The sequence below is a fragment of the Cloacibacterium normanense genome (assembly GCF_003860565.1).
Lineage (GTDB): Bacteria > Bacteroidota > Bacteroidia > Flavobacteriales > Weeksellaceae > Cloacibacterium > Cloacibacterium normanense.
In genome coordinates this window covers 2,000,622-2,024,251 of the sequence record NZ_CP034157.1, presented here as the reverse complement: position 1 = coordinate 2,024,251, position 23,630 = coordinate 2,000,622, and the positions used below count along the sequence as shown (strand labels likewise).

Below are 23,630 nucleotides of genomic sequence, written 5' to 3'. Positions count from 1 at the left end.
TAAAACTAAAAGTATATTTTTGCGTGATTAAAAACAAAAACAACTTTTTTAAAGAAATGAAAAAATATTTTTTATTATTCTTATTCTCCATTTTAATGCTATCATGTTCTAAAGGTGGCAAAGTAACCATAAATGGTAAAGTGACTAATGGCTCACCATTAGAAAGATTAGAAATCATTGATGCTTCAGGAATTGCAACTTTACCGCTTGCTAATTTTGGTGTAGATGCCAAAGGAAATTTCTCAGAAACCATAGAAATTCCTAGAGATGGAGTTTATGTAATTACTTACGCAGGAAACACAGGTTTTCTTTATCTAAAAGGTGGTGATAAGGTAAATCTTGATTTTGAAGCGATGCTTTTCCCTCAGGGAATGAAAATTACTGGTGATGCTAAAGGAAATACAGAATATTTAATGGAATCTCAGCAATTCATTAACCAATATATGTCTAAATTAGACCAATCTGTTATTTCTAAAAAAGAAGAAGATTTCCTAAAAGAATTAGAAAAATATAAAGGTGATATTACCAAAAAAATGGACGAAATCGCTAAGGTAAAAAAACCAGACAGCGATGTAGAAAAATTCAATAAAAGAGAACTAGATGTAACTTTATTGATGATTTCTTCTCAGTACGAAAGTATGCATGGTCCAGCTACCAATGATCCTAAATATAAAGCAGGAGCTAAATTGTTAGATTTCCAAAAAAGTCTAGAAAACGAAAGCTATGTAGAAGATATGCCTAATTACAGAAACTACGTTATCAGTAAATTAAGTGCAGGTTTCCAAAAATTCTTCGAAGGACAAAAGAATGCTGCTCCGACTTCTAATGTGCAAATGTTCTCTAAATTCTTAGACACCCAAAAAGATGTTTCAGATAAAACTAAAGAATATCTTCTTGCTGCGGTAGCTGCTCAATATGATTTAAGAGAGCCTGCTAATCCTAAATTACAAGAAGTTTTTAAATTTTTAGATACTAAAATCAAAAATTCTGCAATCAAATCTGAGTTGAAAAATTTAGAAGAAGCTATTTACGGAATTGAGCAAGGAACTGATGTTTCTGGTTTAAATTTAGTAAAACAAGATGGCAATAAAACAACTTTAGCAGACCTTAAAGGAAAACCTACAGCATTAGTGTTCTACGCTTCTTGGAATCCTTATATTACAGAAAGTACATTGCCTGTTCTTAAAGAAATGGTGAAATTCTATGGTTCAAAAATGAATTTTGCTTTCATTAATTTAGATGATACTCAAGACCAATTTGTGAAAACTTCTAAAGCGATGTTTACAGGAATTCAAGGGAATAATTATTATGCAACGGGTGGTATGAAATCTGAAGTTGCTAAGAAATTTGCAGTGTATGGATTTAAAATGCCAAGTTTCATCATCATTGATAAAGACGGTAAAATTTCTAGTAAAACTTACTTAAATATCGCAGACCCAGCTCTAGTAGATGGATTGAACAAAGCTTCTGGTTTACAAGCTCCAACTGGAATTCCTCAAACTCCAGAAATGATGGCTCCACCAACTGAGCATTCTGCAAATGATGGTCACGGTCACTAAAAAAGATAAAATATCATATCAAAAAGCGGACTTTAGTCCGCTTTTTATTTTTCAATAGACATCAAATCAACAATCACTCTAAAAATTAGTTTTAAAACATTAATTTTGCATCGTTATGAGTAAGAAAAAGAAAAACATTATTTTAGAAAATATTAAATTAATTACTGCTGGTGCAAAAGGTGTAGCCGTAGGAAAAACTGAGGAAGGGAAAACAGTTTTAGTTTCTGGTGCGGTTCCGGGTGATGTAGTTAATGCCAGAGTGAAAAAATCTAAATCTAAATACTTCGAAGCAGAAGCAGTAGAAATTTTAGAAAAATCACCTTACAGAGTAGAGCCGAAATGTATTCATTTCGGAGTTTGCGGTGGTTGCAAATGGCAGAACCTTTCTTACCAAAAACAACTCGATTTCAAGCAAGAAGAAGTTTATAACAATATCAAACGAATCGGTGGAATCGAAAATTTTGAAACCTTACCTATTCTCGGTTCAGAGCAAGAATATTTCTACAGAAATAAAATGGAGTTTTCTTTTTCTAACGCTCGTTGGCTTACTCAATACGAAATCAGTTCCGAAGAAAATTTCGGGAATAAAGATGCTTTAGGATTCCATATTCCAGGAATGTGGAGCAAAATTTTAGATTTACAAGAATGCTTCCTTCAAGAAGCGCCATCTAATGATTTAAGATTAGCCGTAAGAAATTATGCCATCAATAAAGGGTTAGATTTTTTTGATGTAAGAAATCAAGAAGGCTTTTTGAGAACTTTAATGCTTCGTCAAAACTCTCAAGGAGAATGGATGGTTTTATTCCAATTGTACAGAGAAGAGAAGGAGAACAGAGAACAATTATTCGATTATATTTTAGAGAAATTTCCGCAAATCAAAACATTGGTTTATGCCATCAATCCGAAACAGAATGATTCTATTTATGATTTAGATGTACAGACGTATTTCGGCGAAGGTTTTATTTATGAAGAAATGGATGGGCTGAAATTTAAAATCGGACCGAAATCTTTCTTCCAAACCAATTATAAACAAGCGCTGAATTTGTATAGAAAAACACTAGAATTTGCAGAAATTTCTGAAAATGATGTGGTTTATGATTTATATACAGGAACAGGAACGATTGCGCAATATATTGCCAAAAAAGCAAAATACGTAATCGGAATAGAATCGGTGCAAGAAGCGATTGATGCTGCAAAAGAACATGCTAAACTCAATGGTTTAGAGAATTGCGAGTTTTATTGTGGCGATATGAAAGACGTTTTCACAGAAGAGTTTTTAGCCAATCATCCAAAACCAAATGTTTTGATTACCGATCCACCTAGAGACGGAATGCACCAAAAAGTGGTAGAACAAATTCTGAAATTAGCACCGCCAAAAATTGTCTATGTTAGCTGTAATTCTGCTACTCAAGCTAGAGATTTAGCACTGATGAAGGAACATTATGATGTGGTGAAGATTCTGCCAGTAGATATGTTTCCGCAGACACATCACGTAGAAAATATAGCGCTATTAATAAAAAAATAACTAAATTGGGGGTTCGAAACAGAATCCTCAATTTTTTTATCTTATAGTTGAGGTATTTTAACCAAATAAAAAATTAAAATATCGAATGAAAAATGTACTGAATTTGTTTTGCGCATTGTCATTAATGATGTCAGCGAGCGCATTTTCTCAACAGAAAGACAGTGTAAAAGTAGATGTAAAAGCTAAAAAAGACACCGTAAACACTGCAAAACCAAAAGACAAAAAACCAGAAAAAATTCAACCTTTCGAGAAAGTAATTACCAACAAAGCAGTTAGCGATGAAGGAATTATTACCGTTCACAAGGTAGAAGACAAATACTATTTCGAAATTCCTGATAAAACACTGAAAAAAGAATTTTTGGTAGTCACCAGATTGACCAAAGCCGGTGCCGAAATGAGAATGGGAACAGTAGGTTATGCAGGAGACCAAATCAGTCAAAACGTTATCAGTTTCGAGAAAGGACCAAATGATAAGGTGTTTTTACGCTCTATTTCTTATTTAGATTATGCTAAAGATTCTACCTCTGCAATGTATAAAACAGTGATGAGAAACAACGTAAATTCTATAGAACAAGCTTTTGACATTAAAGCTTTCGGTAAAGAAAAAAACTCTACGGTGATAGATGTTACAGATTTTATCAATGCAGATAATGATGTGGTTTCTTTTGATACTCGTTTCAAGAAAGGATTTAGAGTGGGCGCTTTTCAAAAAGATAAATCTTTTGTCAATTTCGTGAAATCTTTCCCTACCAATATTGAAATTAACACGACTAAAACCTACAACAGAAGTGCAGGAGAAGCTTTGCCAATTCCAGGTGCTCCAAAACCTGAAGTGAGCGGAAATTATACTGTAGAAGTGAATTCTTCTATTATTCTTTTGCCAGAAAATAAAATGCAGGCAAGGTATTTTGATCCTAGGGTAGGTTATTTTACAGTAGGTTATACAGATTTTGATGAAAATCCTCAAGGCGTAGAAAGAGTTTCTCTAGTAAAAAGATGGAGACTTGAACCCAAAGCGAAAGATTTAGAAAAATATAAAAGAGGCGAATTGGTAGAGCCAGAAAAACCAATAGTTTTTTACATAGACCCATTAACTCCGAAAAAATGGATTCCATATTTAATTCAAGGAGTAAATGATTGGCAAAAAGCTTTTGAAAAAGCAGGTTTCAAAAATGCGATTTATGCAAAAGTTCCGAATGCTAAAGAAGATCCAGAATGGAGTTTAGAAGATGCAAGATTCTCGGCTATCGTTTATAAACCTTCAGATGTTCCTAATGCTTCTGGTCCTTCAATTGCAGACCCAAGAACTGGCGAAATTTTGGAAAGTCACATCAATTGGTATCACAATGTGATGAAATTGTTGAACGATTGGTATTTCGTGCAAGCTTCACCGAATGATCCAAGAGCTAGAAAAGTAGATTTTGATGATGAATTAATGGGACAATTAATCAGATTTGTTTCTTCACACGAAGTGGGACATACCCTTGGTTTGAGACATAATTTTGGGTCTAGTTCTACGGTTCCTGTAGAAAATCTTAGAAATAAAGCTTGGTTAAAAGCCAATGGACACACTCCTTCAATTATGGATTATGCGAGATTTAACTATGTAGCGCAACCAGAAGATAATGTAGGCGAAGCTGGATTAATGCCAAGAATTGGTGATTATGATGACTGGGCAATAGAATGGGGTTACAGAAGATTTTATAACTATAATTCTCCTGAAAAAGAAAAAGCTCATCTTAATAAATGGGTGATGGAAAAATTACAAAATCCTAGACTTTGGTTTGGTACTGAAACCAATCCTTATGATCCGCGTTCACAAAGCGAACAAGTAGGAGATAATCCTATGATTGCTGGAAAATACGGAGTGAAAAACCTTCAGAGAATCATGGAAAACATAGAAACGTGGAGTACAAAACCAAATGAAGATTACAGCAGTCTTAATAATAGATTTACTCAAGTTTCTGGTCAGTTTGCTAGATATTTAGGTCACGTTTCTAAATACATCGGTGGCGTAAAAGAAACACCGAAAATGGTAGAGCAAAAAGGAGCTATTTACGAATTGGTTTCTAAATCAGAGCAAAAAGAAGCTTTGAAATTTTTATCAGAAAATGTATTTACCACTCCAAATTGGTTGTTGAAAACTTCTGTTTTAAACAAAATAGATAAATCGCCTGTAGAAGTGGTAGAAAATCTTCAAAAAACAGTGTTCAATAGAGTTTTAAGCGAAGGTGTTTTGAATAAATTATATGAAGGAGAATCTTTAGATGCTAATGCTTACGCTGTGTATGATTATCTTCAAGATATTAAAAACAGTGTGTTTTCTGAGTTGAAATCTTCTTCTAAAATTGATATTTACAGAAGAAATTTACAGAAAAATTTTGTAGAAACTTTAATAGCGAGAACTCAAGCAAGTAAACCTAGCACTGGTAGAAATGCTGAAAATGTTTCTGATAATTCTGATGTGAAATCATTAACCAGAGGAGTTTTAAGAGAAATAAAAGCAGATGCTTCTAAAAATGCACAAAATGCACAAGATGCGGTGACCAAATATCATTTAGAAGATTTGGTTTATAGGATAGATAAAGCTTTAGAAGTAAAATAATTGAAAAATAAAGTTCATCATTTCCAGAAAATGGTGAACTTTGTTTTATAAAAGAGATTTTTCTAGAAATTTGAAATAAGAAAAGTCAAAATAGTAAGTTAAATATCTGAAACCGACTTTCATATTAATAGGAAGTTTTCAGAATATTATTTCCTCGTAAAAAAATGAAAAAATTAATCTTTCCCTTTTTGATTTTAGGGTTTTTGCTCACTTCTTGCGAAAACGATGACGATGTTTGCGTAAGCGGAGAAGCTACACCTCGACTAAAAATTAAATTTAAAAGTGCAGATAATAAAGTATTGACTTTAGACTCGCTTTATTTAGATGTAGATTATGGTAATAATAATATTTTAACAGTTGTAAGAGCTGCTAAAGTAGATTCTGCATTGATTCCAATTCGAGTAGATGATGCAGGTTTTACAGAATTATACGTGAGAAAAACTAAAAAAGGCAGCGTTTCTAAAATAAAACTGAATTACAATACCACTTCTGAGTATGTTTCGCCAGCTTGTGGTTTCAAAAGGCTTTACCAAAACCTTTCTGGAACTCTTGAAACAGCAAATCCAGTGACTAAAGTAGAACTCAATCAAAATCAAATTATCAATGAAAACAAAACTCACCTTTATCTTGTTTTTTAGTTTTTGTTTGGGTTTTTCTCAAGAGAAAGATTCAGTAAAAACCAAATATCAATATAAACCTAATTTTACAGTAGGAGTAGATGTACTGAATGCTGCATTATCTGCTTTTAGTGATAGAAAATTATTTCAAGGATATGTTTCTTCTGAGATTAAGAAAAATCTTCATGCAGTTGTAGATGTAGGTTTTGAAAAAAATATTTATCAGAAAAACGGTTATGATGCTACTGCAAACGGAATTTTCGGAAAATTAGGAGGATATTATATGCTTTCTATGGATACCGAAAATCCTGATAATGGTTTTTATGCAGGAGCAAAAATGGCAGCAAGTTTTTACAATCAAGAGTACAAAAAAGTTCCCATTCGTGGTTTTGGTGGCAGTGACCAATATCTTGCCTTTCCATCAGTGAATCAATCTGCATATTGGTTAGAAGGTTTTGCAGGAGCTAGAGTTCAGTTGTTTAAATCTAATTTATACGTAGATGTGAATGCACAACCAAGATTTTTATTGTATTCTACCAAACAAGAAGAAATGAAACCCATGATTGTGCCTGGATTTGGCAAAAGCTCTACTAAATTTAATGTGGGCTTTAGCTGGAATTTAGCGTATCAATTTTAAAAAATTTAAATGAAATTTTAGAAATCTATTTGTTTTTCATAAAAATAAATTCTTTTTTATCTTAATAATTAAGAGAAACTCTATAACTTTGGAGATTCTAAAAATCAATGTATAATTTAAAAACAGATGTAGATGAGAAAACTTTTACTATTTGTGTTTTTGCTTTTAGTGATTTCTAATTTCAATGCACAAGACTATTGGCAAGAATCTAATTTTTCTGGGGTTTCAGCTCGAAAATTAAGTTCTAAATCAAAATTCTACAAATTAGATATAAACCAATTGAACTTATATCTAAACGATACGCCAAGTATTAATGATAAATCAAGAAAAGATAAAATTGTAAAAATCCCAACATCTGATGGAAAATTAGAAAGGTTTTCTGTGAGAAGTTTTCCCGTGATGGATGCAGAATTAGCAGCTCAATATAAGCTGGGTTCTTACATAGGAGTAGGAATAGATGATCCTAGTAAAACCATTCGATTCAGTACTGCTCCAAATGATTTTCAGTCTATGATTATTAAAGATGGTGTTTACGAATTTATAGAACCTGCAAATACAGATAAAAATGTATATGCATTATTTAATAAATCTAAAAAGAGTGATAATGGATTTTTCTGTAAAACCACTGAAGCTATTGAAAAAAGAAAGGAAATTAACACTTTAGTTTCTGCAGGAAATAAAAAAGTAAATTCATTAGATTATAAAATTCAATCTTCTGATAAAAAATATAGAACCTTAAGACTAGCACTTTCTGTTACTGGAGAATATACAGCATATTTTGGAGGTACAGTTTCAGGTGCATTAACTGCTATCAATGCAACACTTACACGTGTAAACGGTGTAATGGAAAAAGATTTAGCAGTTCACTTAAATTTAGTAAATAACACAACTATTATTTATACCAATGCGAATACAGACCCATATTCTGATTCTGACTTTATGGATGATTGGAATGCACAGTTGATGAATACTTTAAAAACAGCTGTAGGAAATGCTAATTTTGACATAGGTCATTTATTTGGCGCAACTGGAGGTGGTGGTAATGCAGGATGTATTGGTTGTGTTTGTAGTAATGATACCACTTTAGATTCTTATGGTTCTCCTGTTGCATATAAAGGTAGCGGATATACTGCTCCAGCAGATGGAGTTCCTAGTGGAGACACTTTTGATATAGATTATGTAGCCCATGAATTGGGACATCAATTAGGAGCAAACCACACTTTTTCTCATGGTTTAGAAGGAACGGGCGTAAACATGGAGCCAGGTTCTGGAAGTACAATCATGGGATATGCAGGTATTACAGGAGCAACTACTGACGTTCAATCAAATTCAGATCCTTATTATCATTTTGCATCTATTAACCAAATTCAATCTAATCTAATCTCTACAACATGTGATGTAGAAACGGCTATAGCTAATAATCCTCCTACAATAGCTGCACTACAAAATTATACCATTCCGAAGAGTACAGCATTTGTTTTAACAGCTTCTGCTACAGATCCGGAAGGAAATGCTTTAACATATACATGGGAACAAGCAGATGACGCAAGTGTAATCATATCAAACGAAAATCTTGGGGACACCACTTCAGGAGCTAGCTTTAGATCTTTAACTGGAACAAGTAATCCGACTCGTTATTTCCCTAAATTATCTACCGTTTTGGCGGGTAATCTTAAAAATTTAAGTGATTGGGAAGCTGTTTCTACTGTAGCAAGAGTTTCTAACTTTAAAGTTACTGTTAGAGATAATAATGCAGCAGGTGTACAAACTCAAACGGCCAATCAACAAATTACTGTAGGAACTGATGGACCATTTGCAATCATTTCTTCTATGGTATACAATAATGCAAATATTCCTTTTACTTGGGATGTGGTAAATACAAACGCAGCACCATATAATGTAACAAATGTTAAAATAGATTATACAACCAATAATGGTTCAACTTGGACGGTGATTTCCAATTCTACACCAAATGATGGTTCCGAAATTTTAGATTTTTCATCTTTTGCTACAAATGCTAATCTTAAAATTAGAGTTTCTGCTATAGGTAATGTGTTCTATGCCATCAAAAATGTTACAGTAAATCAAGCTAGTACATGTAATGGTGCAGCACCTTCTAATATTTCCGTTTCTGCTATTACTGCTAATTCTGCTCAAGTTTCTTGGGGTGCAATTCTTAATGCTACTTATTCATTAAGATATAGAAAAGTGGGAGATACAAACTGGACTACCGTTACAACTTCTAGTACTTCATATACCATTAGTGGATTAACCATTAATACTTCGTATGAAGTTCAAGTTGCAGCAGTTTGTTCTTCCGTAACAGGAACTTATAGCTCGTCTAATAATTTTTCTACTCTTGGATTAACTTATTGTACTTTAAAATCTTTAGATAATTCATCCGAGTATATTGCAAATGTTACACTTGGTACCATGTCTAGCAATTCTTTTGAAAGTTTCTATACAGACTACACTTCAGACTCTTCTAGATTAATCACCTTGGTTAAAGGCTCTGCAAATAACACACTTTCGGTTACCAAAGCTTGGACAGATCCTGATTATAAATATAATGAATCGGTGACCGCTTGGATTGATTTTAATCAAAATGGTGTTTTTGATACTACAGAAAAAATTATGGGAACTGCTCTTAATCAGCAGACACCGGTTTCTGTAATATTTACCGTTCCTTCTGATGCTGTCTTAGGAAATACTAGACTTAGAGTTTTAATGACAGATATTGCTTCTCCAAATTCTGCTTGTGGCGAAGTGGATTATGGCGAAGTAGAAGATTATAAAGTAAACATTACATCTAATTTAGCCACTAGCGAATTTTCTGAAAACAATATTCAGATTTTCCCTAATCCAGCGGTAGATGTTTTAAATATTACTAAAGTATCTAATAATACTACTTTTACCATCTATAACGTTTCTGGTCAATTTATTTCAAAAGGAAAAGTGATCAATAATAAAGTCAATGTAGCTACTCTTGCTAAAGGAGTCTATTTCATCGAAGTTTCTGAAAAAGGAAAAACTTCTAAAATGAAATTTATCAAAAAATAATCTTAGATGATATAAAAAAGAAAACCTTGAGTTCGTCTCAAGGTTTTTTTATTTTTAGTAAATTAGAATTTACAAATCCATTCGTTGCAAGTCGTCTATAACTTGATGAGTAAATTCCTTTAAAGACTCTAAATCAGTATTATTTTGAATCACAAAATCCGCTAATTTTACTTTGTCAGTTTCAGGCATTTGTTTATCGATGATTTCTTTTACTTCTCTATACGTTCTGCCGTCTCTATCCATCACTCTTTTTATTCTGATGTTTTCATCAGCAGTAACCAAAATAGATTGATAACAACTTTCATTCAGTTTTAATTCAAAAAGCAAAGCCGTTTCTTTGAAAACAAATTCAGCGGTTTGAGCATTTACCCAATTTTCAAAATTAATTTTCACCGCAGGATGAATGATTTGGTTGAGTTGTAAAAGCAATTCTTGATGGTCAAAAACCTTTTCAGCTACAAATTTTCGGTTGTATTTTCCGTTTTCATCATAAGATTCTTCGCCAAGAAGTTCTATAATTCTAGACTTTAGATTTTCGTCTACATTCACCAATTCTTTAGCCCAAAAATCAGAATCATATACAGGAAATCCCAACTCTTCTATAAATTTAGAAACCGTAGATTTTCCACTTCCAATTCCGCCTGTAATTCCGATGATTTTTTTTCCAGTATGTAAACTTCCAGCTTCCATCTTCTAACTTCCCGCAAATTAATACCCAAAAACTTCGTTAAAACTGAACGTTTCATCTAGCTTCACGCCTTTTTCAGTCATTTTCAGACTTGCCAATTCATTGTGAGCATCGTGTTCGAAGAACAGTAAATATTCATTCTCTACACATTGTTTCAGAAATTTTCCTTTTTCTTCCATGGTAAGAAGCGGTCTCGTATCATATCCCATCACATAAACTTGCGGAATATGTCCCGCTGTTGGAATGAGATCTGCTGCAAAAACAATTGTTTTTTCTTGATATTGAATCACAGGAAGCATTTGTTTTTCGGTGTGTCCATCTACAAATATAACATCCATTTTCAAATCTGGTGCGAAACCATAATTTCCTGTTTTTGGAGTAGGCAGAAATTGCAATTGTCCGCTTTCTTGCATTGGCAAAATGTTTTCTTTCAAGAAACTTGCTTTTTCTCTTGGATTGGGTTCAGTTGCCCATTGCCAATGATTTTCGTTGGTCCAGAATTGTGCGTTTTTAAAAGCAGGTCTGTAACCTGATTTGTCATCATTCCATTCAATTGCGCCACCACAATGGTCAAAGTGAAGGTGTGTTAAAAAAACATCGGTAATATCTTCTCTTACAAACCCGAATTTTTTTAAATTTTTGTCTAAAGATTCGTCTCCATAAAGCGAATAATGCCCGAAAAACTTCTCATCTTGCTTATTTCCTAAACCACAATCAATTAAGATGAGTTTTTTGCCATCTTCCACCAAAAGAGAACGAGTTCCGAGTTCGATTAAATTTTTAGAATCTGCAGGATTAGTACGTTCCCAAAGAGATTTCGGGACGACGCCAAACATAGCACCGCCATCTAATTTAAAATTTCCGCATTGTATAGGATAGAGTTTCATATAAAGTGTGATTTTGTGCTAATTTAATTAATTTTCTGATAGTTTATAATTTTCATTTTATTAACCTAATTCTTTGCCTCAACCTAAAAAAGCTCTCCCGGGTTTTTCGGTCTCGAAATTCCTAAATGTTTATAAGCTTTTTCCGTTACTTCTCTTCCTCTTGGAGTTCTGATGATAAATCCTTCCTGAATCAAAAACGGTTCGTAAACTTCTTCCAAAGTTTCAGGATTTTCGCCAATAGAAGTGGCCAAAGCAGAAATCCCAACTGGTTTTCCTTTGAAATTTTCTATCATTACGCGCATAATTTTATTGTCCATGTCATCCAATCCATATTCATCAACATTCAAAGAATTCAAAGCAAATTTTGTAATCCCAATTTCAATTTCACCGTTTCCTTTAATTTCTGCAAAATCTCGAACTCTGCGTAACAATGCATTGGCAATTCTCGGCGTTCCACGGCTTCTTCTTGCAATTTCCAACGCAGCATCTTCATAAATCGGAACACCCAAAACTCTTGCACTTCTCTCGATAATCATCCCCAAAAGTTCTACCGTATAATATTCTAATCGAGATTGAATCCCGAATCTTGCTAACATGGGTTTGGTAAGCATTCCAGAACGTGTAGTTGCGCCAACTAAAGTAAAAGGATTTAATCCAATTTGCACAGAACGAGCATTAGGACCTGTTTCTAGCATAATGTCGATTTTATAATCTTCCATGGCAGAATACAAATATTCTTCCACCACAGGCGAAAGTCGGTGAATTTCATCAATGAAAAGCACATCGTTTTCTTCCAAATTTGTCAAAAGTCCAGCTAAACTTCCTGGTTTATCTAAAACTGGCCCCGAAGTAATTTTACAATTTACGCCCAGTTCATTGGCAATAATATGGGCCAAAGTTGTTTTTCCCAATCCTGGAGGTCCGTGTAAAAGTACGTGGTCTAAAGCGCCACCTCTATTTTTAGCAGCCGCCACGAAAACCTCTAAATTATCCAACGTTTTTCTTTGTCCCGCAAAATCCTTAAAACTTTGTGGACGAATCTGTTCTTCCTGCATTAATTCCTCATCAGAGAAATTTTCTTTATCTGCGTGTAAAAAATCTGGCATCAGTGAAAATTATATCTTCAAATTTATTCTTTTTTACTCAATTTACGACATAGAATTCGGAGGCGTTAAGAAAATTTTGAAATAATTCGTTAAAAAATTCCTGCTGTTTGAGCATTGTTGGGTTTGTGGTGGAGCGAGTTTCAGGGATTTTAGAATTATTTTGAAATTTTTAGCCGAGAATTCAAGTCTTGAAATAGTATTCGCCGACATAAAGGAGGCAATTTTTGCTTCTTTTGTATCAAGACAAAAGAACAAATTGTTTATTTTTACAATTATGAAACTAATCGGTCCTTTCAAACAAATTCTTACACTCAATAATCTTCCACTTCGAGGAAAACTCTCTGATGAACAATTAGAAATTATCGAAAACGGCGGAATTTTAATCAATAATGATAATTTAATTGAGGAAGTTGGTGATTTTGAGGAGCTTGTCACACTGAGCGGAGTCGAAGTGTCTAATTCTACAACTTCCCAATTCTCCAACTCGGTTGTTCTTCCCGCTTTTGTAGATTGTCACACGCATATTTGTTTTGGAGGAAACAGAGCCAATGATTTTGCGATGCGTAATGCAGGGAAAACTTATCTAGAAATTGCAGAAAAAGGTGGTGGAATTTGGAGTTCGGTTAAGCATACCAGAAATGCTTCAGAAAAAGAACTTTTAGAAAAGCTTCTAGAAAGAATCAATCGATTAATTTCATTGGGAATTACGACTATTGAAATCAAATCTGGTTACGGATTGAATGTAGAAAGTGAACTGAAAATGCTTCGTGTGATTCAACAGGCACAAACTAAAACCAAAGCAACTTTAGTCCCAACTTGTCTTTCTGCCCATTTAAAACCAAGAGATTTTGAAGGGAGTAATGAAGAATACTTACAATATATTGTAGATGAAATTCTACCAAAAGTAAAAGAAGAAAATTTAGCGAAAAGAGTAGATATTTTCATCGAAAAATCTGCTTTTCAACCAGAAGAAAGCCGAAAATTTTTAGAAAAAGCAAAAGAATTAGGTTTTGAAATCACCGTTCACGCAGACCAATTCACCGCAGGAAGTTCCCGAATTGCAGTGGAAGTTGACGCAGTTTCAGCTGACCATTTAGAAGCCACAATTGATGAAGATATACAATATTTAGCCAATTCAGAAACCGTTGCAGTGGCACTTCCGGGTGCGAGTTTAGGTTTGGGAGAACCTTTTACACCAGCAAGAAAAATTTTAGATAAAAACGGAATTCTTGCCATTGCAAGTGATTGGAATCCCGGTTCAGCACCGATGGGAAATCTCATTACCCAAGCTTCCATTTTAGCCACTTTTCAGAAGTTAAGTACTGCCGAAGTTTTGGCTGGAATTGCTTTTCGTGCTGCAAAAGCATTAAATTTGACTGATAGAGGAATTCTGAAAAAAGGAATGAAGGCAGATTTCGTAGTTTATGAAACTGATAATTTTCAGAATATCTTATACAACCAAGGAAGTTTGGTGGCGAGTGAAGTGTATATTGATGGAGAAAAAATTTAATTAAAAATGGACAACATTTGGCAAGGTAGAAACGATGGAGATTCACCGCTTCATCACAGAATATTTCAACGAGTAGAAATAGTGGAGAACTATGAAAATATTTCACCGAATAATTTCGTTTTGCATGGTTTTGCGGTAGATGAAGGCGTTAGAAGAAACAAAGGAAGAATTGGCGCTGCCAAAGCTCCAGATATCATCCGAAAAAACATGAGCAATTTCCCTGTAGTTTCTCCAGATTTTAAATTATTAGATTTTGGAAATATCACTAGCGAAGACCGAAATTTAGAAAATACTCAAGAAAATCTTGCTGAAAAAGTTTCTAAAATTCTGCAAAAGAATGGAAAATCAATTGTTTTAGGAGGCGGCCACGAAGTGACTTTTGCGCATTATTCTGGTATCAAAAGAGCATTTCCCAACCAAAAAATTGGAATCATCAATCTCGATGCACATTTTGATAACCGAGAACCCGAAAATGGAGTAGGAGCAAGCTCTGGAACGGGTTTTTGGCAAATTGCCCAAGAAGGAAAAATCCATTCATTGCACATCGGAATTCAAAAAAATTCTAATACACTCAAATTGTTCGATACTGCCCATCAATTCGGCATGAAATATATTTTGGCAGACGAAATTTTCTTCGAAAATCTTCCTAAAATCTATCAGCAAATAGATGAACTAATTCTTTCGGTAGACCAATTGTATCTCACCATTTGTATGGATGTTTTCAACGCGTCTATTGCGCCCGGAGTTTCGGCTGCTGCGTACAACGGAATCTTTGCAGATGCTACTTTTCTGCATTTTTACAGACATATTTTGAAGTCAGAAAAATTGGTTGCGCTAGATGTTGCGGAGGTAAATCCAGAGTTTGATATTGCCGAGAGAACCGCCAGATTGGCTGCCAGTTTGGTAAATGAGTGGTTTATGATTTCGTAGGGACAAATCGTGATTTGTCCAATAATTAAAATTTTTAGGAGCAACACGTTTTCTGTTTTTTTTCACTTTCAGTCCTGCTTTTCGTTACAATCTTTTTTATGGCTTCGACAAGCTAAGCCAACAAAAAGGATTTCCACTGCAATCAGGGCTAGAAATTTGTTTCGGTTTTATTTTCACTTTTTTAAATGATAAGCATTTAAAATTTTTATCTTTGGCAAAATCACGTTTAGGCTTTAGTACAGTATCTTTGTACACTTTTTTTAATCAAAAATTATGGAACAATTCCTTCAAAATACCTTACAAAATTCTCAAGACGCTTTCCAAAAATGGAGAAAAATTCCGTTTGAAGAAATACAAAAATATTTTACTCAACTATTTGAAATTCTGAATGATAGAAAGCAAGAGTTTGCGACAATCATTACCCAAGAAATGAATAAACCGATTGCGCAATCGGTATCAGAAATAGAAAAATGCGCAGCGTTATGTGATTATTATGCTACCGCAGAAAATATACTGAAAACAGAACAATTAGAAACAGAATTTCAAATTTCCGAAATCCATCACGAACCTTTGGGCGTTATTTTGGGCGTTATGCCATGGAATTTTCCCTTTTGGCAAGCGATAAGATTTGCAGTTCCTACCATTTTAGCAGGAAATGTAATCGTGCTAAAACATGCTTCTATTTGTGAAAAATCAGGTGAAACCATGCAAGAAATTTTCGAGAAAGCAGGTTTTCCAAAAGGCGTTTTTACCTTTTTAAAAGTTTCTCACACCGAAGTAGAAGAAATGATTGCTCATCCTATTATTAGTGGCGTTTCTCTTACAGGTAGTGAAGCTGCAGGAAGAAAAATTGCCGAAACTGCAGGGAAAAATTTAAAAAAATGTGTTTTGGAATTAGGCGGGAGTGATGCTTTTATCGTTTGTGAAGATGCAGATGTTTCTAAAGCAGCAAAAGATGGTGCACAAGCAAGATTGCAAAATAACGGACAGACTTGTGTGGCTGGAAAAAGATTTATCATTCACGAGAAAATATATCAAGATTTTGTAGAAAAATTCACAGAAGAGTATAAAAAATACCAACCAGAAAATCCTATGAATAAAGAAACGAAGTTAGGATTAATGGCGAGAGAAGATTTGGCTTCAGATTTAGAAAAACAATATCAAAAAGCGCTTAACAACGGAGCGAAAGCTATTGTAGCATTAGAATCTGTAGGAAGTATGGCTTTTAAACCAGGGGTTTTAGAAATGAATCCAGAAAATCCTATTGCTCAGGAAGAATTATTTGGTCCATTAGCAATGGTTTTTAAAGTAAAAAATGATGAAGAAGCTTTACAAATTGCCAATAATACGATGTTTGGATTAGGAAACGCCGTTTTCACCTCAAATAAAGAACGAGCTTTGTTTTTTGCAGAGAATTTAGAAAGCGGAAGTGTAGCAATTAATCAAATTTTTCGTTCAGATGTAAGATTGCCTTTTGGCGGAAGAAAAAATTCTGGATATGGAGTAGAATTGTCTATGTATGCACTCAAAGAATTTACCGCTCCCAAAACCATTATCGGTAAATTTTAGAAATTTTAAAAAATAAAAAAGCTCCAATTTTTGGAGCTTTCATTTTATATATTGGTTAATCTGAGTGTATTGGTTTTTCCACCTTCATAAACTGGCATTGCATTGAGATTTACTACGAAATCTCCTTTTTCTACATAGCCATAATGATGAGTCAACATGTTCACTTGGATTACCGTTTCGTCAGTAGATTTGTTCATGTCATAGTAGAATGCTCTTACTCCCCATAAAAGGTTTAGCATGGTAAGAACTCTTCTGTTTGAACTGTATACAATAATTCTAGAAGTAGGTCTGTGTGCAGAAATTTGGAAAGCAGTGTAACCAGAGTGAGTAAGCGTAATAATGGCTGCTGCACCAGTAGTTTCTGCAATTTTAACTGCGTTAAGACAAACCATATCTGTTACGAAACGATCGTCTACACAAGTTATTTTTTCTATAATATCATTTTTCTTTTCGTAAAGATTGGTAGATTCTATATTCTTAATAATCTTTGTGATGTTTTTAACCACATCTACTGGATATTTTCCTACAGAAGTTTCACCAGAAAGCATTACTGCATCAGCACCGTCTAACACGTTGTTTGCCACGTCATTTACCTCAGCTCTAGTTGGAGTAAGGCTACTAATCATGGTTTCCATCATTTGCGTAGCGATAATTACTGGTTTAGAGTAATATCTGGCTTTGTCTACTAATTTTTTCTGAATGACAGGAACTTCTTCCATTGGAACTTCTACTCCTAAATCTCCACGTGCAACCATTAATCCGTCACATTCTAGAAGAATTTCGTCAATATTTTTTACCCCTTCTGGTTTTTCAATTTTTGCAATAATTGGAATTTTGAAATCAGAATGCGCTTCAATTAATTTCTTTAAATCAATAATGTCTTGAGCATGACGAACGAATGAAAGTGCAATCCAGTCAAACTCATTTTCAATCATGAATTTAGCATCTTCGATGTCTTTTTCTGTCAAAGCAGGAAGAGAAACATTGGTGTTTGGTAAATTCACTCCTTTTTTAGAGCTCAATGGTCCACCTTGAATTGTTTTTGCTTTTACCGTATCTTTTTGGTTGGTTTCGATGACTTCGAAAACTAATTTTCCATCGTCAATAAGGATTCTTTCACCAACTTTTACGTCTTGTGGGAATTTTTCATACGTCATGAATACTTTGGTTGAATCTCCTTCGCAAGGCTCATTGGTAAAGGTAAGTACGTCTCCTGGATTAAGGAAAGAACCTTCTTTTACCACACCTACTCTTAATTTAGGACCTTGTAAATCTCCTAAAATAGAGATGTTATAACCGTATTCTTGATTGATTTCTCTAATAATGTTTACATTTCTCTTAACCAGTTCGTAATCGGCATGAGAAAAATTTATTCTAAAAACATCGGCTCCAGCTTTTACCAGTTCTAGCATGATTTCTTTCGTAGAAGAAGCAGGTCCTAATGTTGCGATTACTTTGGTTTTTTTCGCTCTCTTATTCATAATAATTAATTAGCTTGTATAGTTCGCTATTGGGTTGTAAAGAAAAATCTTGTATTTGAAACATGATGTTTTCTGGCAGCAAAATTAGTGAAAAATCTTTAAAACTATCCTTTGCATAAATAATGTAGTCTACATCTTTATTTTTGGGCATCAGAAATTTTATTTCTTCAGTCTGTGCAAAGAGTTCGTTGTCTGTTTTTTTTCGTAATGGTGCTGATTTGTTAGATACTATAGAATAGCAATTTTTGGTTTCTTTGTGATATCCTTCGAATTTTGTAAAACAAAACTGTTTTATTTTTAAGTCGTCTGTTCTTACGAATTGGAAGGGATTTATTTTGTTAATTTCGAAAAATATTTCGTGATCGGGTAATTTTTTAGCCAATCTAAGTAAACCAATGTCCATTGGTTCATCATCTTCTAGGTCAAGAAATATTTTTTTGCTTTTCAACAATGTGTTCTTTTTTATTTAAGGAGTAAAACGCTCTTTGTGCTGCTTTTTCTTCTGCTTTTTTCTTAGAAGTTTCTGTGGCAGAAGATATTTTTACATTATTTAAGTAGATGCAACTCTTAAATAGAAGGTTCTTATTGGGCAAAGTTTCTTCGGTGATTTCATACTTTATCGTCACCTTTTTCTTTTGGCTCCATTCTAGCAATAATCCTTTGTAGCTTACGATTTTGTTTTCTAGTTTTTCGATATGTTTATCGGTAAACAATTTTTCTAAAACAATTTTTTCGCAAGTTTCATAATTGGTGTCTAAATAAAGCGCACCAATAAAGGCTTCGAAGAGATTCCCCGAAATGTTTTCACCTAAATTACCATTTCCACCATTTTGAATAAAATCTCTAAGCTTCAGTTTTTCGCCTAGAGAGTTAAGGTTTTTTCGATTGACAATTTTTGATTTCATTTGGGTAAGAAATCCTTCATTGGCAACAGGATAATTTTTATAAAGGTAGCAAGAAATGATGCTTCCTAAGACTGCATCTCCTAAAAATTCTAATCTTTCGTAGTTTTTAGCTCCTGTAGTTTTATTAGGAATTTTTAATGAAAAAGCTTCATGATAGTAATCAAGATTTTTTACATTCTGCCCAATTATTTTACTAACTCTGGCAGAAAGTAGCTTTTCTTTTTCAGTCTTTTTTTTGAAAGGTCTTTTAAGTAGAAATTTTTGTAATGAATTTTTTAAGCCCATTATAATTTCTTGAATAGAACGCAAGCATTGTGACCTCCGAAACCAAAGGTATTACTCATGGCAATTTTTACATCTTTTTTTACAGCGTGGTTAAATGTAAAATCTAATCTGCTGTCAATGTTTTCGTCATCAGTAAAATGGTTAATAGTAGGAGGAACAATACCATGTAAAATAGTTCCTAACGCTGCTATAGCTTCTATTACACCAGCTGCACCAAGAAGGTGACCAGTCATAGATTTAGTAGAGTTTATTTGAATATCAAATGCATGCTCGCCTAATAGTCTGGCAATTGCATTAGATTCTGCAATGTCTCCTAATGGAGTAGAGGTACCATGCATATTGATGTGGTCTACTTCATCTGGAGTTACACCAGCGTCTTCTAAACAATTTTTCATCACTAAATAAGCGCCTAATCCTTCTGGATGAGGTGCTGTCATATGATATGCATCTGCACTTAAACCACCACCTGCAAGTTCTGCATAAATGGTAGCACCACGTTTTTTAGCATGTTCATATTCTTCAAGGATGATACAACCTGCACCTTCTCCTAACACAAATCCATCTCTGTCTTTGTCAAAAGGTCTAGAAGCAGTTTTATAATCATCATTTCTTGTAGAAAGAGCCATCATAGAATTAAATCCTCCCATTCCAGATGCGGTAACAGCAGCTTCTGAACCTCCACATACTATTACGTCTGCTTTTCCTAATTGAAGAAGCATCTTAGCATCTATCAAAGCATTTGCAGAAGATGCACACGCTGAAACTGTAGTGTAATTAGGTCCGTGAAAACCGTATTCCATAGAAATGTGACCCGGAGTAATATCCGCAATCATTTTTGGAATGAAGAATGGATTAAATCTAGGTATTCCTTCAGATTTTGCCCAGCCTAGAACTTCGGTTTCGAAAGTTTCTAAACCTCCAATTCCTGAGCCCCAGATTACACCCACTCTGTTTTTATCTACTTGATCTTCGATAATTCTAGAATGTGATACAGCTTCACGAGCTGCCACCACACCGAGTTGAGTGTTTCGGTCCATTTTTTTTGCTTCCTTTTTCTCGAAATGATCTAAAGGATTGAAGTTTTTAACCTCACAAGCAAATTTTGTTTTGAAGTTAGTAGAATCGAAGAGAGTGATAGGAGCAGCGCCACTTACACCTTTTACAAGGTTTTCCCAATACTCTTGAGCATTATTACCAATTGGTGTAATTGCACCAAATCCTGTTACTACAACTCTCTTCAATTCCATAGTTTTGTTAATTTTTGTAATAAAAATTATTGTTTGATAACTTCTTCAATATAAGCGATTGCGTGACCTACAGTAGTGATTTTTTCTGCCTGATCATCAGGAATCTGAATGTTGAATTCTTTTTCAAATTCCATAATTAATTCTACAGTATCTAAAGAATCTGCACCTAAATCATTAGTGAAGCTTGCTTCAGGAGTTACTTCTGTTTCTTCCACGTCTAGCTTATCTGCGATGATAGCTTTTACTCTTGATGTAATGTCTGACATAGCAATTTGTTTTAAAAATTTTTGTTAATTCAAGTGCAAATATATAAAATTCTGTGCCAATACAAATTTTTTTCATATATTTTGAATTTAAATTATTGTAAATCAGTCTAATAATATTTTAGTAATACGAATTAGAGATTAATTCTTAATTTTGTGACATTATTTCAGACTATGAGTAACTTTTTTGAAAACGATGATGATGTTTTTACAGGCAAAGACCATACTCCGCTTCGTGAGGATGCTTTCGTAAAGACACCAGAAGAAAAAATAAAAATTATAGAAGAAAAGTTTGCAGAGATTATGCACACTTTGGGTCTTGATATGACCGATGATTCCCTGAAAGATTCACCAAAACGTGTTGCTAAGATGTATGTGAACGAAATTTTTGGTGGACTTTTGCCAGAAAACAAACCAGGGATTTCTACTTTCAGCAATAAATATAAGTATAGACAAATGCTTGTAGAGAAAGATATCACGGTGTATTCTTTCTGTGAGCATCATTTTTTACCGATTATTGGCAAAGCGCACGTTGCGTATATTTCAAACGGAGAAGTAATCGGGCTTTCTAAAATCAATAGAATTGTAGATTATTACGCAAAACGTCCGCAAGTTCAGGAACGTTTGACTATGCAAATTGTTGACGCTCTGAAAGAAGCTCTTGGAACGAAAGATGTAGCTTGTATTATCGATGCAAAACATCTTTGCGTAAATTGTAGAGGAATAAAAGACACCGCAAGTTCTACCATTACCGCAGAATTAAGCGGAATTTTTAGAACCAATCCTATTACCAGACAAGAATTCTTACATTACGTAGGAAGTCATGCGAAGTTGGATTAAATAATTTATCTAAAATAGTATAATGACCAGATTTAAAAAAATATCACACCAGATTTTTACAACTACAATTATTTGTTGTTGATGATTTTTATAAAATAAAATCTTAATTCTTCAATTTTTTAAATCTATCAATCATTAAATAAAAATTCAATGCAACTTAAAATATACAATTCGCTTTATGCGGAAAAAGAAATTTTCACACCTATTAACGGTAACAAAGTAGGAATGTACGTTTGTGGACCTACCGTTTACAGCAACGTGCACTTAGGAAATGTGAGAACTTTTATGAATTTCGACTTCATTTATAGAAGTTTGAAACATTTGGGTTATGATGTTCGTTACGTTAGAAATATTACAGATGCTGGTCATCTTACTGATGATGGAGATGTAAATAACGACCGTTTCGTGAAGCAATCTCGCCTCGAAAAACTAGAACCTATGGAAATTGTGCAAAAATATACCGTAGATTTTCATAAAGTTTTAGAAAAATTTAATCTTTTGCCTCCAACGATTGAGCCTACTGCAACTGGACATATCATCGAACAAATTGAATTAACTAAAGATTTAATTGAAAAAGGTTTGGCTTATGAAAGTAATGGTTCTGTGTATTTCGATGTAAGAACTTACAACGAAAAAGGAGGAAATTATGGTGAACTTTCCAAAAGAAATATCGACGAACTTTTTGCCAATACTCGTGATTTAGACGGACAAAACGAAAAGAAAAATCCACAAGATTTTGCCCTTTGGAAAAAAGCATCACCAGAACACATTATGAAATGGATTTCACCTTGGGGAGAAGGTTTCCCAGGTTGGCATCTAGAATGTACTGCAATGAGTACCAAATATTTAGGAGAACAATTTGATATTCACGGAGGTGGAATGGATCTTAAATTTCCGCACCACGAATGCGAAATTGCACAAGGAAAAGGTTGCAACGGCGTTTCGCCAGTGAAATATTGGATGCACGCCAATATGCTGACCATGAACGGACAAAGAATGAGTAAATCTACAGGAAATTACATTCTACCGCAGCAATTAATTTCTGGTGAAAATGATTTTTTTGAAAAACCATTTCATCCAACTGTAGTTCGTTTTAATTTTTTACAAGCGCATTACAGAAGCGTTCTTGATATTTCAAATGAAGCAATGCTCGCTTCGGAAAAAGGTTTCCAACGTTTGATGGAATCTTTGAAAACGCTATCAGCAATCGGCAATCAGCAATCGGCAGAAAGCGGAAAGCAGAAAGCAGAAAGTGATTTTAATCTAAATTTATGGAAAGAAAAATGCTATGATGCTTTGAATGACGATTTCAATTCACCAATTTTAATTTCTCATCTTTTTGAAGCGGTAAGTTTTATTTTCAAATTAAAAGACGGAAAAGAAACCATTTCTACTGAAGATTTGGAAGAATTAAAAACATTGATGAACGCTTTTGTTTTTGATGTTTTAGGACTTCAAAATATCGAAGAAAATAACAACGCCAAACTAGACCAAACGTTGCAAGTCTTAATTGAGTTGAGAAATCAAGCTAGAAAGGCCAAAAATTTTGAACTTTCAGACCAAATTCGCGATAAGTTATTAGAGCAAGGCATAGAATTGAAAGACGGAAGAGAAGGAACTTCTTACGTTTTAAATTAAAAAAATCAAATTTTTATAATATACCCTTTTTGTATTCCAAATATAGAAAGGGTTTTTTGTTTTCTTGAAAATAGACTCCTGATTGTAAATTGGGAATTCTTTTTATTAAAAATCATAAATTTTCAGTAGAATAAAATTTTTTAAAATACCTTGAATTTTTAGATACTTTACTAAACATTATTATATCATCAAGAGACATTAAATCCCTTTGTTTAAAGGCATAAATTATCAGAAACAAATTAAAAATCATATAATTAATTTTTTCTAAAGCATATATA

The 23,630-nt window shown here is 33.7% G+C and carries 19 protein-coding genes; 11 read left to right on the top strand and 8 right to left on the bottom strand.

What is annotated here, in order from left to right:
* Positions 1-56: 56 nt before the first annotated feature.
* The 6 genes from EB819_RS09230 (at position 57) to EB819_RS09205 (ending at position 10,003) form a co-directional block, all read left to right on the top strand.
* A complete protein-coding gene (locus EB819_RS09230) occupies positions 57-1,559 on the top strand; it encodes a TlpA family protein disulfide reductase (protein WP_069800738.1) in 1,503 nt (500 codons plus the stop codon).
* A gap of 115 nt (positions 1,560-1,674) precedes the next feature.
* Positions 1,675-3,084 carry a 23S rRNA (uracil(1939)-C(5))-methyltransferase RlmD gene (gene rlmD, locus EB819_RS09225; protein ID WP_069800740.1) on the top strand — a complete coding sequence of 470 codons (1,410 nt, stop codon included), beginning with the start codon at positions 1,675-1,677 and terminating at the stop codon, positions 3,082-3,084.
* 124 nt (positions 3,085-3,208) lie between these two features.
* Positions 3,209-5,689, top strand: a complete 2,481-nt coding sequence (locus EB819_RS09220) for a zinc-dependent metalloprotease (protein WP_221403297.1) — start codon at positions 3,209-3,211, stop codon at positions 5,687-5,689.
* 164 nt (positions 5,690-5,853) lie between these two features.
* Entirely contained in the window at positions 5,854-6,327 is a 474-nt protein-coding gene (locus tag EB819_RS09215; protein WP_069800744.1) for a DUF6452 family protein, read from the top strand.
* On the top strand, positions 6,293-6,943 hold the full coding sequence (locus tag EB819_RS09210) for a DUF6048 family protein (protein WP_069800746.1): 651 nt from the start codon (positions 6,293-6,295) through the stop codon (positions 6,941-6,943). The genes EB819_RS09215 and EB819_RS09210 overlap by 35 nt, the downstream gene beginning before the upstream one ends.
* Before the next feature lie 132 nt (positions 6,944-7,075).
* The gene (locus EB819_RS09205) at positions 7,076-10,003 is read left to right on the top strand and encodes a reprolysin-like metallopeptidase (RefSeq protein WP_069800748.1); all 2,928 of its coding nucleotides are present in this window, start codon (positions 7,076-7,078) and stop codon (positions 10,001-10,003) included.
* 69 nt (positions 10,004-10,072) lie between these two features.
* Here EB819_RS09205 and coaE read toward each other — a convergent pair whose 3' ends face one another.
* The 3 genes from coaE to ruvB all read right to left on the bottom strand — a co-directional run bounded on the left by coaE (position 10,073) and on the right by ruvB (position 12,684).
* Complete coding sequence (gene coaE, locus EB819_RS09200) at positions 10,073-10,693, bottom strand: dephospho-CoA kinase (RefSeq protein WP_069800750.1); 621 nt, start codon at positions 10,691-10,693, stop codon at positions 10,073-10,075.
* 18 nt (positions 10,694-10,711) lie between these two features.
* Entirely contained in the window at positions 10,712-11,578 is an 867-nt protein-coding gene (locus EB819_RS09195) for an MBL fold metallo-hydrolase (RefSeq protein WP_069800752.1), read from the bottom strand.
* An 83-nt stretch (positions 11,579-11,661) separates the two neighbouring features.
* Positions 11,662-12,684: a Holliday junction branch migration DNA helicase RuvB gene (ruvB, locus tag EB819_RS09190; protein ID WP_069800754.1), complete on the bottom strand. Its 1,023-nt coding sequence runs from the start codon at positions 12,682-12,684 to the stop codon at positions 11,662-11,664.
* 274 nt (positions 12,685-12,958) lie between these two features.
* On the opposite strand from ruvB, the gene hutI reads away from it, so the two are divergent.
* From hutI to EB819_RS09175, 3 genes are all read left to right on the top strand, one after another.
* Positions 12,959-14,194: an imidazolonepropionase gene (hutI, locus tag EB819_RS09185; protein ID WP_069800812.1), complete on the top strand. Its 1,236-nt coding sequence runs from the start codon at positions 12,959-12,961 to the stop codon at positions 14,192-14,194.
* Between the two features lie 6 nt (positions 14,195-14,200).
* Positions 14,201-15,124, top strand: coding sequence for a formimidoylglutamase (gene hutG, locus EB819_RS09180; protein WP_069800756.1), 924 nt, complete (start codon positions 14,201-14,203; stop codon positions 15,122-15,124).
* A 273-nt stretch (positions 15,125-15,397) separates the two neighbouring features.
* Positions 15,398-16,693 (top strand): NAD-dependent succinate-semialdehyde dehydrogenase, encoded by a 1,296-nt coding sequence (locus EB819_RS09175; protein ID WP_069800758.1) that lies wholly within the window; start codon positions 15,398-15,400, stop codon positions 16,691-16,693.
* A 44-nt stretch (positions 16,694-16,737) separates the two neighbouring features.
* Here EB819_RS09175 and pyk read toward each other — a convergent pair whose 3' ends face one another.
* From pyk to EB819_RS09150, 5 genes are read right to left on the bottom strand one after another with little or no spacing between them, the layout of a single operon-like run.
* Positions 16,738-18,174, bottom strand: coding sequence for a pyruvate kinase (pyk, locus tag EB819_RS09170; protein ID WP_069800760.1), 1,437 nt, complete (start codon positions 18,172-18,174; stop codon positions 16,738-16,740).
* On the bottom strand, positions 18,167-18,625 hold the full coding sequence (locus tag EB819_RS09165) for an IPExxxVDY family protein (RefSeq protein ID WP_083250206.1): 459 nt from the start codon (positions 18,623-18,625) through the stop codon (positions 18,167-18,169). Before EB819_RS09165 ends, pyk begins: the two co-directional genes overlap by 8 nt.
* On the bottom strand, positions 18,597-19,364 hold the full coding sequence (gene rnc, locus EB819_RS09160) for a ribonuclease III (protein ID WP_069800762.1): 768 nt from the start codon (positions 19,362-19,364) through the stop codon (positions 18,597-18,599). The genes EB819_RS09165 and rnc overlap by 29 nt, the downstream gene beginning before the upstream one ends.
* Positions 19,364-20,611 carry a beta-ketoacyl-ACP synthase II gene (gene fabF, locus EB819_RS09155; protein ID WP_069800764.1) on the bottom strand — a complete coding sequence of 416 codons (1,248 nt, stop codon included), beginning with the start codon at positions 20,609-20,611 and terminating at the stop codon, positions 19,364-19,366. Before fabF ends, rnc begins: the two co-directional genes overlap by 1 nt.
* Before the next feature lie 26 nt (positions 20,612-20,637).
* A complete protein-coding gene (locus EB819_RS09150) occupies positions 20,638-20,877 on the bottom strand; it encodes an acyl carrier protein (protein WP_069800766.1) in 240 nt (79 codons plus the stop codon).
* A gap of 171 nt (positions 20,878-21,048) precedes the next feature.
* On the opposite strand from EB819_RS09150, the gene folE reads away from it, so the two are divergent.
* Together folE and cysS are read left to right on the top strand one after the other, a co-directional pair.
* Complete coding sequence (gene folE / locus EB819_RS09145) at positions 21,049-21,714, top strand: GTP cyclohydrolase I FolE (protein ID WP_069800769.1); 666 nt, start codon at positions 21,049-21,051, stop codon at positions 21,712-21,714.
* 150 nt (positions 21,715-21,864) lie between these two features.
* Positions 21,865-23,352: a cysteine--tRNA ligase gene (gene cysS / locus EB819_RS09140; RefSeq protein WP_069800771.1), complete on the top strand. Its 1,488-nt coding sequence runs from the start codon at positions 21,865-21,867 to the stop codon at positions 23,350-23,352.
* The last annotated feature ends 278 nt before the right edge of the window (positions 23,353-23,630 follow it).

Coding starts and splice junctions, on each gene's coding strand:
- EB819_RS09230 (WP_069800738.1), top strand. CDS start 57: ATGAAAAAATATTTTTTATTATTCTTATTCTCCATTTTAATGCTATCA.
- rlmD (WP_069800740.1), top strand. CDS start 1,675: ATGAGTAAGAAAAAGAAAAACATTATTTTAGAAAATATTAAATTAATT.
- EB819_RS09220 (WP_221403297.1), top strand. CDS start 3,209: ATGATGTCAGCGAGCGCATTTTCTCAACAGAAAGACAGTGTAAAAGTA.
- EB819_RS09215 (WP_069800744.1), top strand. CDS start 5,854: ATGAAAAAATTAATCTTTCCCTTTTTGATTTTAGGGTTTTTGCTCACT.
- EB819_RS09210 (WP_069800746.1), top strand. CDS start 6,293: ATGAAAACAAAACTCACCTTTATCTTGTTTTTTAGTTTTTGTTTGGGT.
- EB819_RS09205 (WP_069800748.1), top strand. CDS start 7,076: ATGAGAAAACTTTTACTATTTGTGTTTTTGCTTTTAGTGATTTCTAAT.
- coaE (WP_069800750.1), bottom strand. CDS start 10,693: ATGGAAGCTGGAAGTTTACATACTGGAAAAAAAATCATCGGAATTACA.
- EB819_RS09195 (WP_069800752.1), bottom strand. CDS start 11,578: ATGAAACTCTATCCTATACAATGCGGAAATTTTAAATTAGATGGCGGT.
- ruvB (WP_069800754.1), bottom strand. CDS start 12,684: ATGCCAGATTTTTTACACGCAGATAAAGAAAATTTCTCTGATGAGGAA.
- hutI (WP_069800812.1), top strand. CDS start 12,959: ATGAAACTAATCGGTCCTTTCAAACAAATTCTTACACTCAATAATCTT.
- hutG (WP_069800756.1), top strand. CDS start 14,201: ATGGACAACATTTGGCAAGGTAGAAACGATGGAGATTCACCGCTTCAT.
- EB819_RS09175 (WP_069800758.1), top strand. CDS start 15,398: ATGGAACAATTCCTTCAAAATACCTTACAAAATTCTCAAGACGCTTTC.
- pyk (WP_069800760.1), bottom strand. CDS start 18,174: ATGAATAAGAGAGCGAAAAAAACCAAAGTAATCGCAACATTAGGACCT.
- rnc (WP_069800762.1), bottom strand. CDS start 19,364: ATGGGCTTAAAAAATTCATTACAAAAATTTCTACTTAAAAGACCTTTC.
- fabF (WP_069800764.1), bottom strand. CDS start 20,611: ATGGAATTGAAGAGAGTTGTAGTAACAGGATTTGGTGCAATTACACCA.
- EB819_RS09150 (WP_069800766.1), bottom strand. CDS start 20,877: ATGTCAGACATTACATCAAGAGTAAAAGCTATCATCGCAGATAAGCTA.
- folE (WP_069800769.1), top strand. CDS start 21,049: ATGAGTAACTTTTTTGAAAACGATGATGATGTTTTTACAGGCAAAGAC.
- cysS (WP_069800771.1), top strand. CDS start 21,865: ATGCAACTTAAAATATACAATTCGCTTTATGCGGAAAAAGAAATTTTC.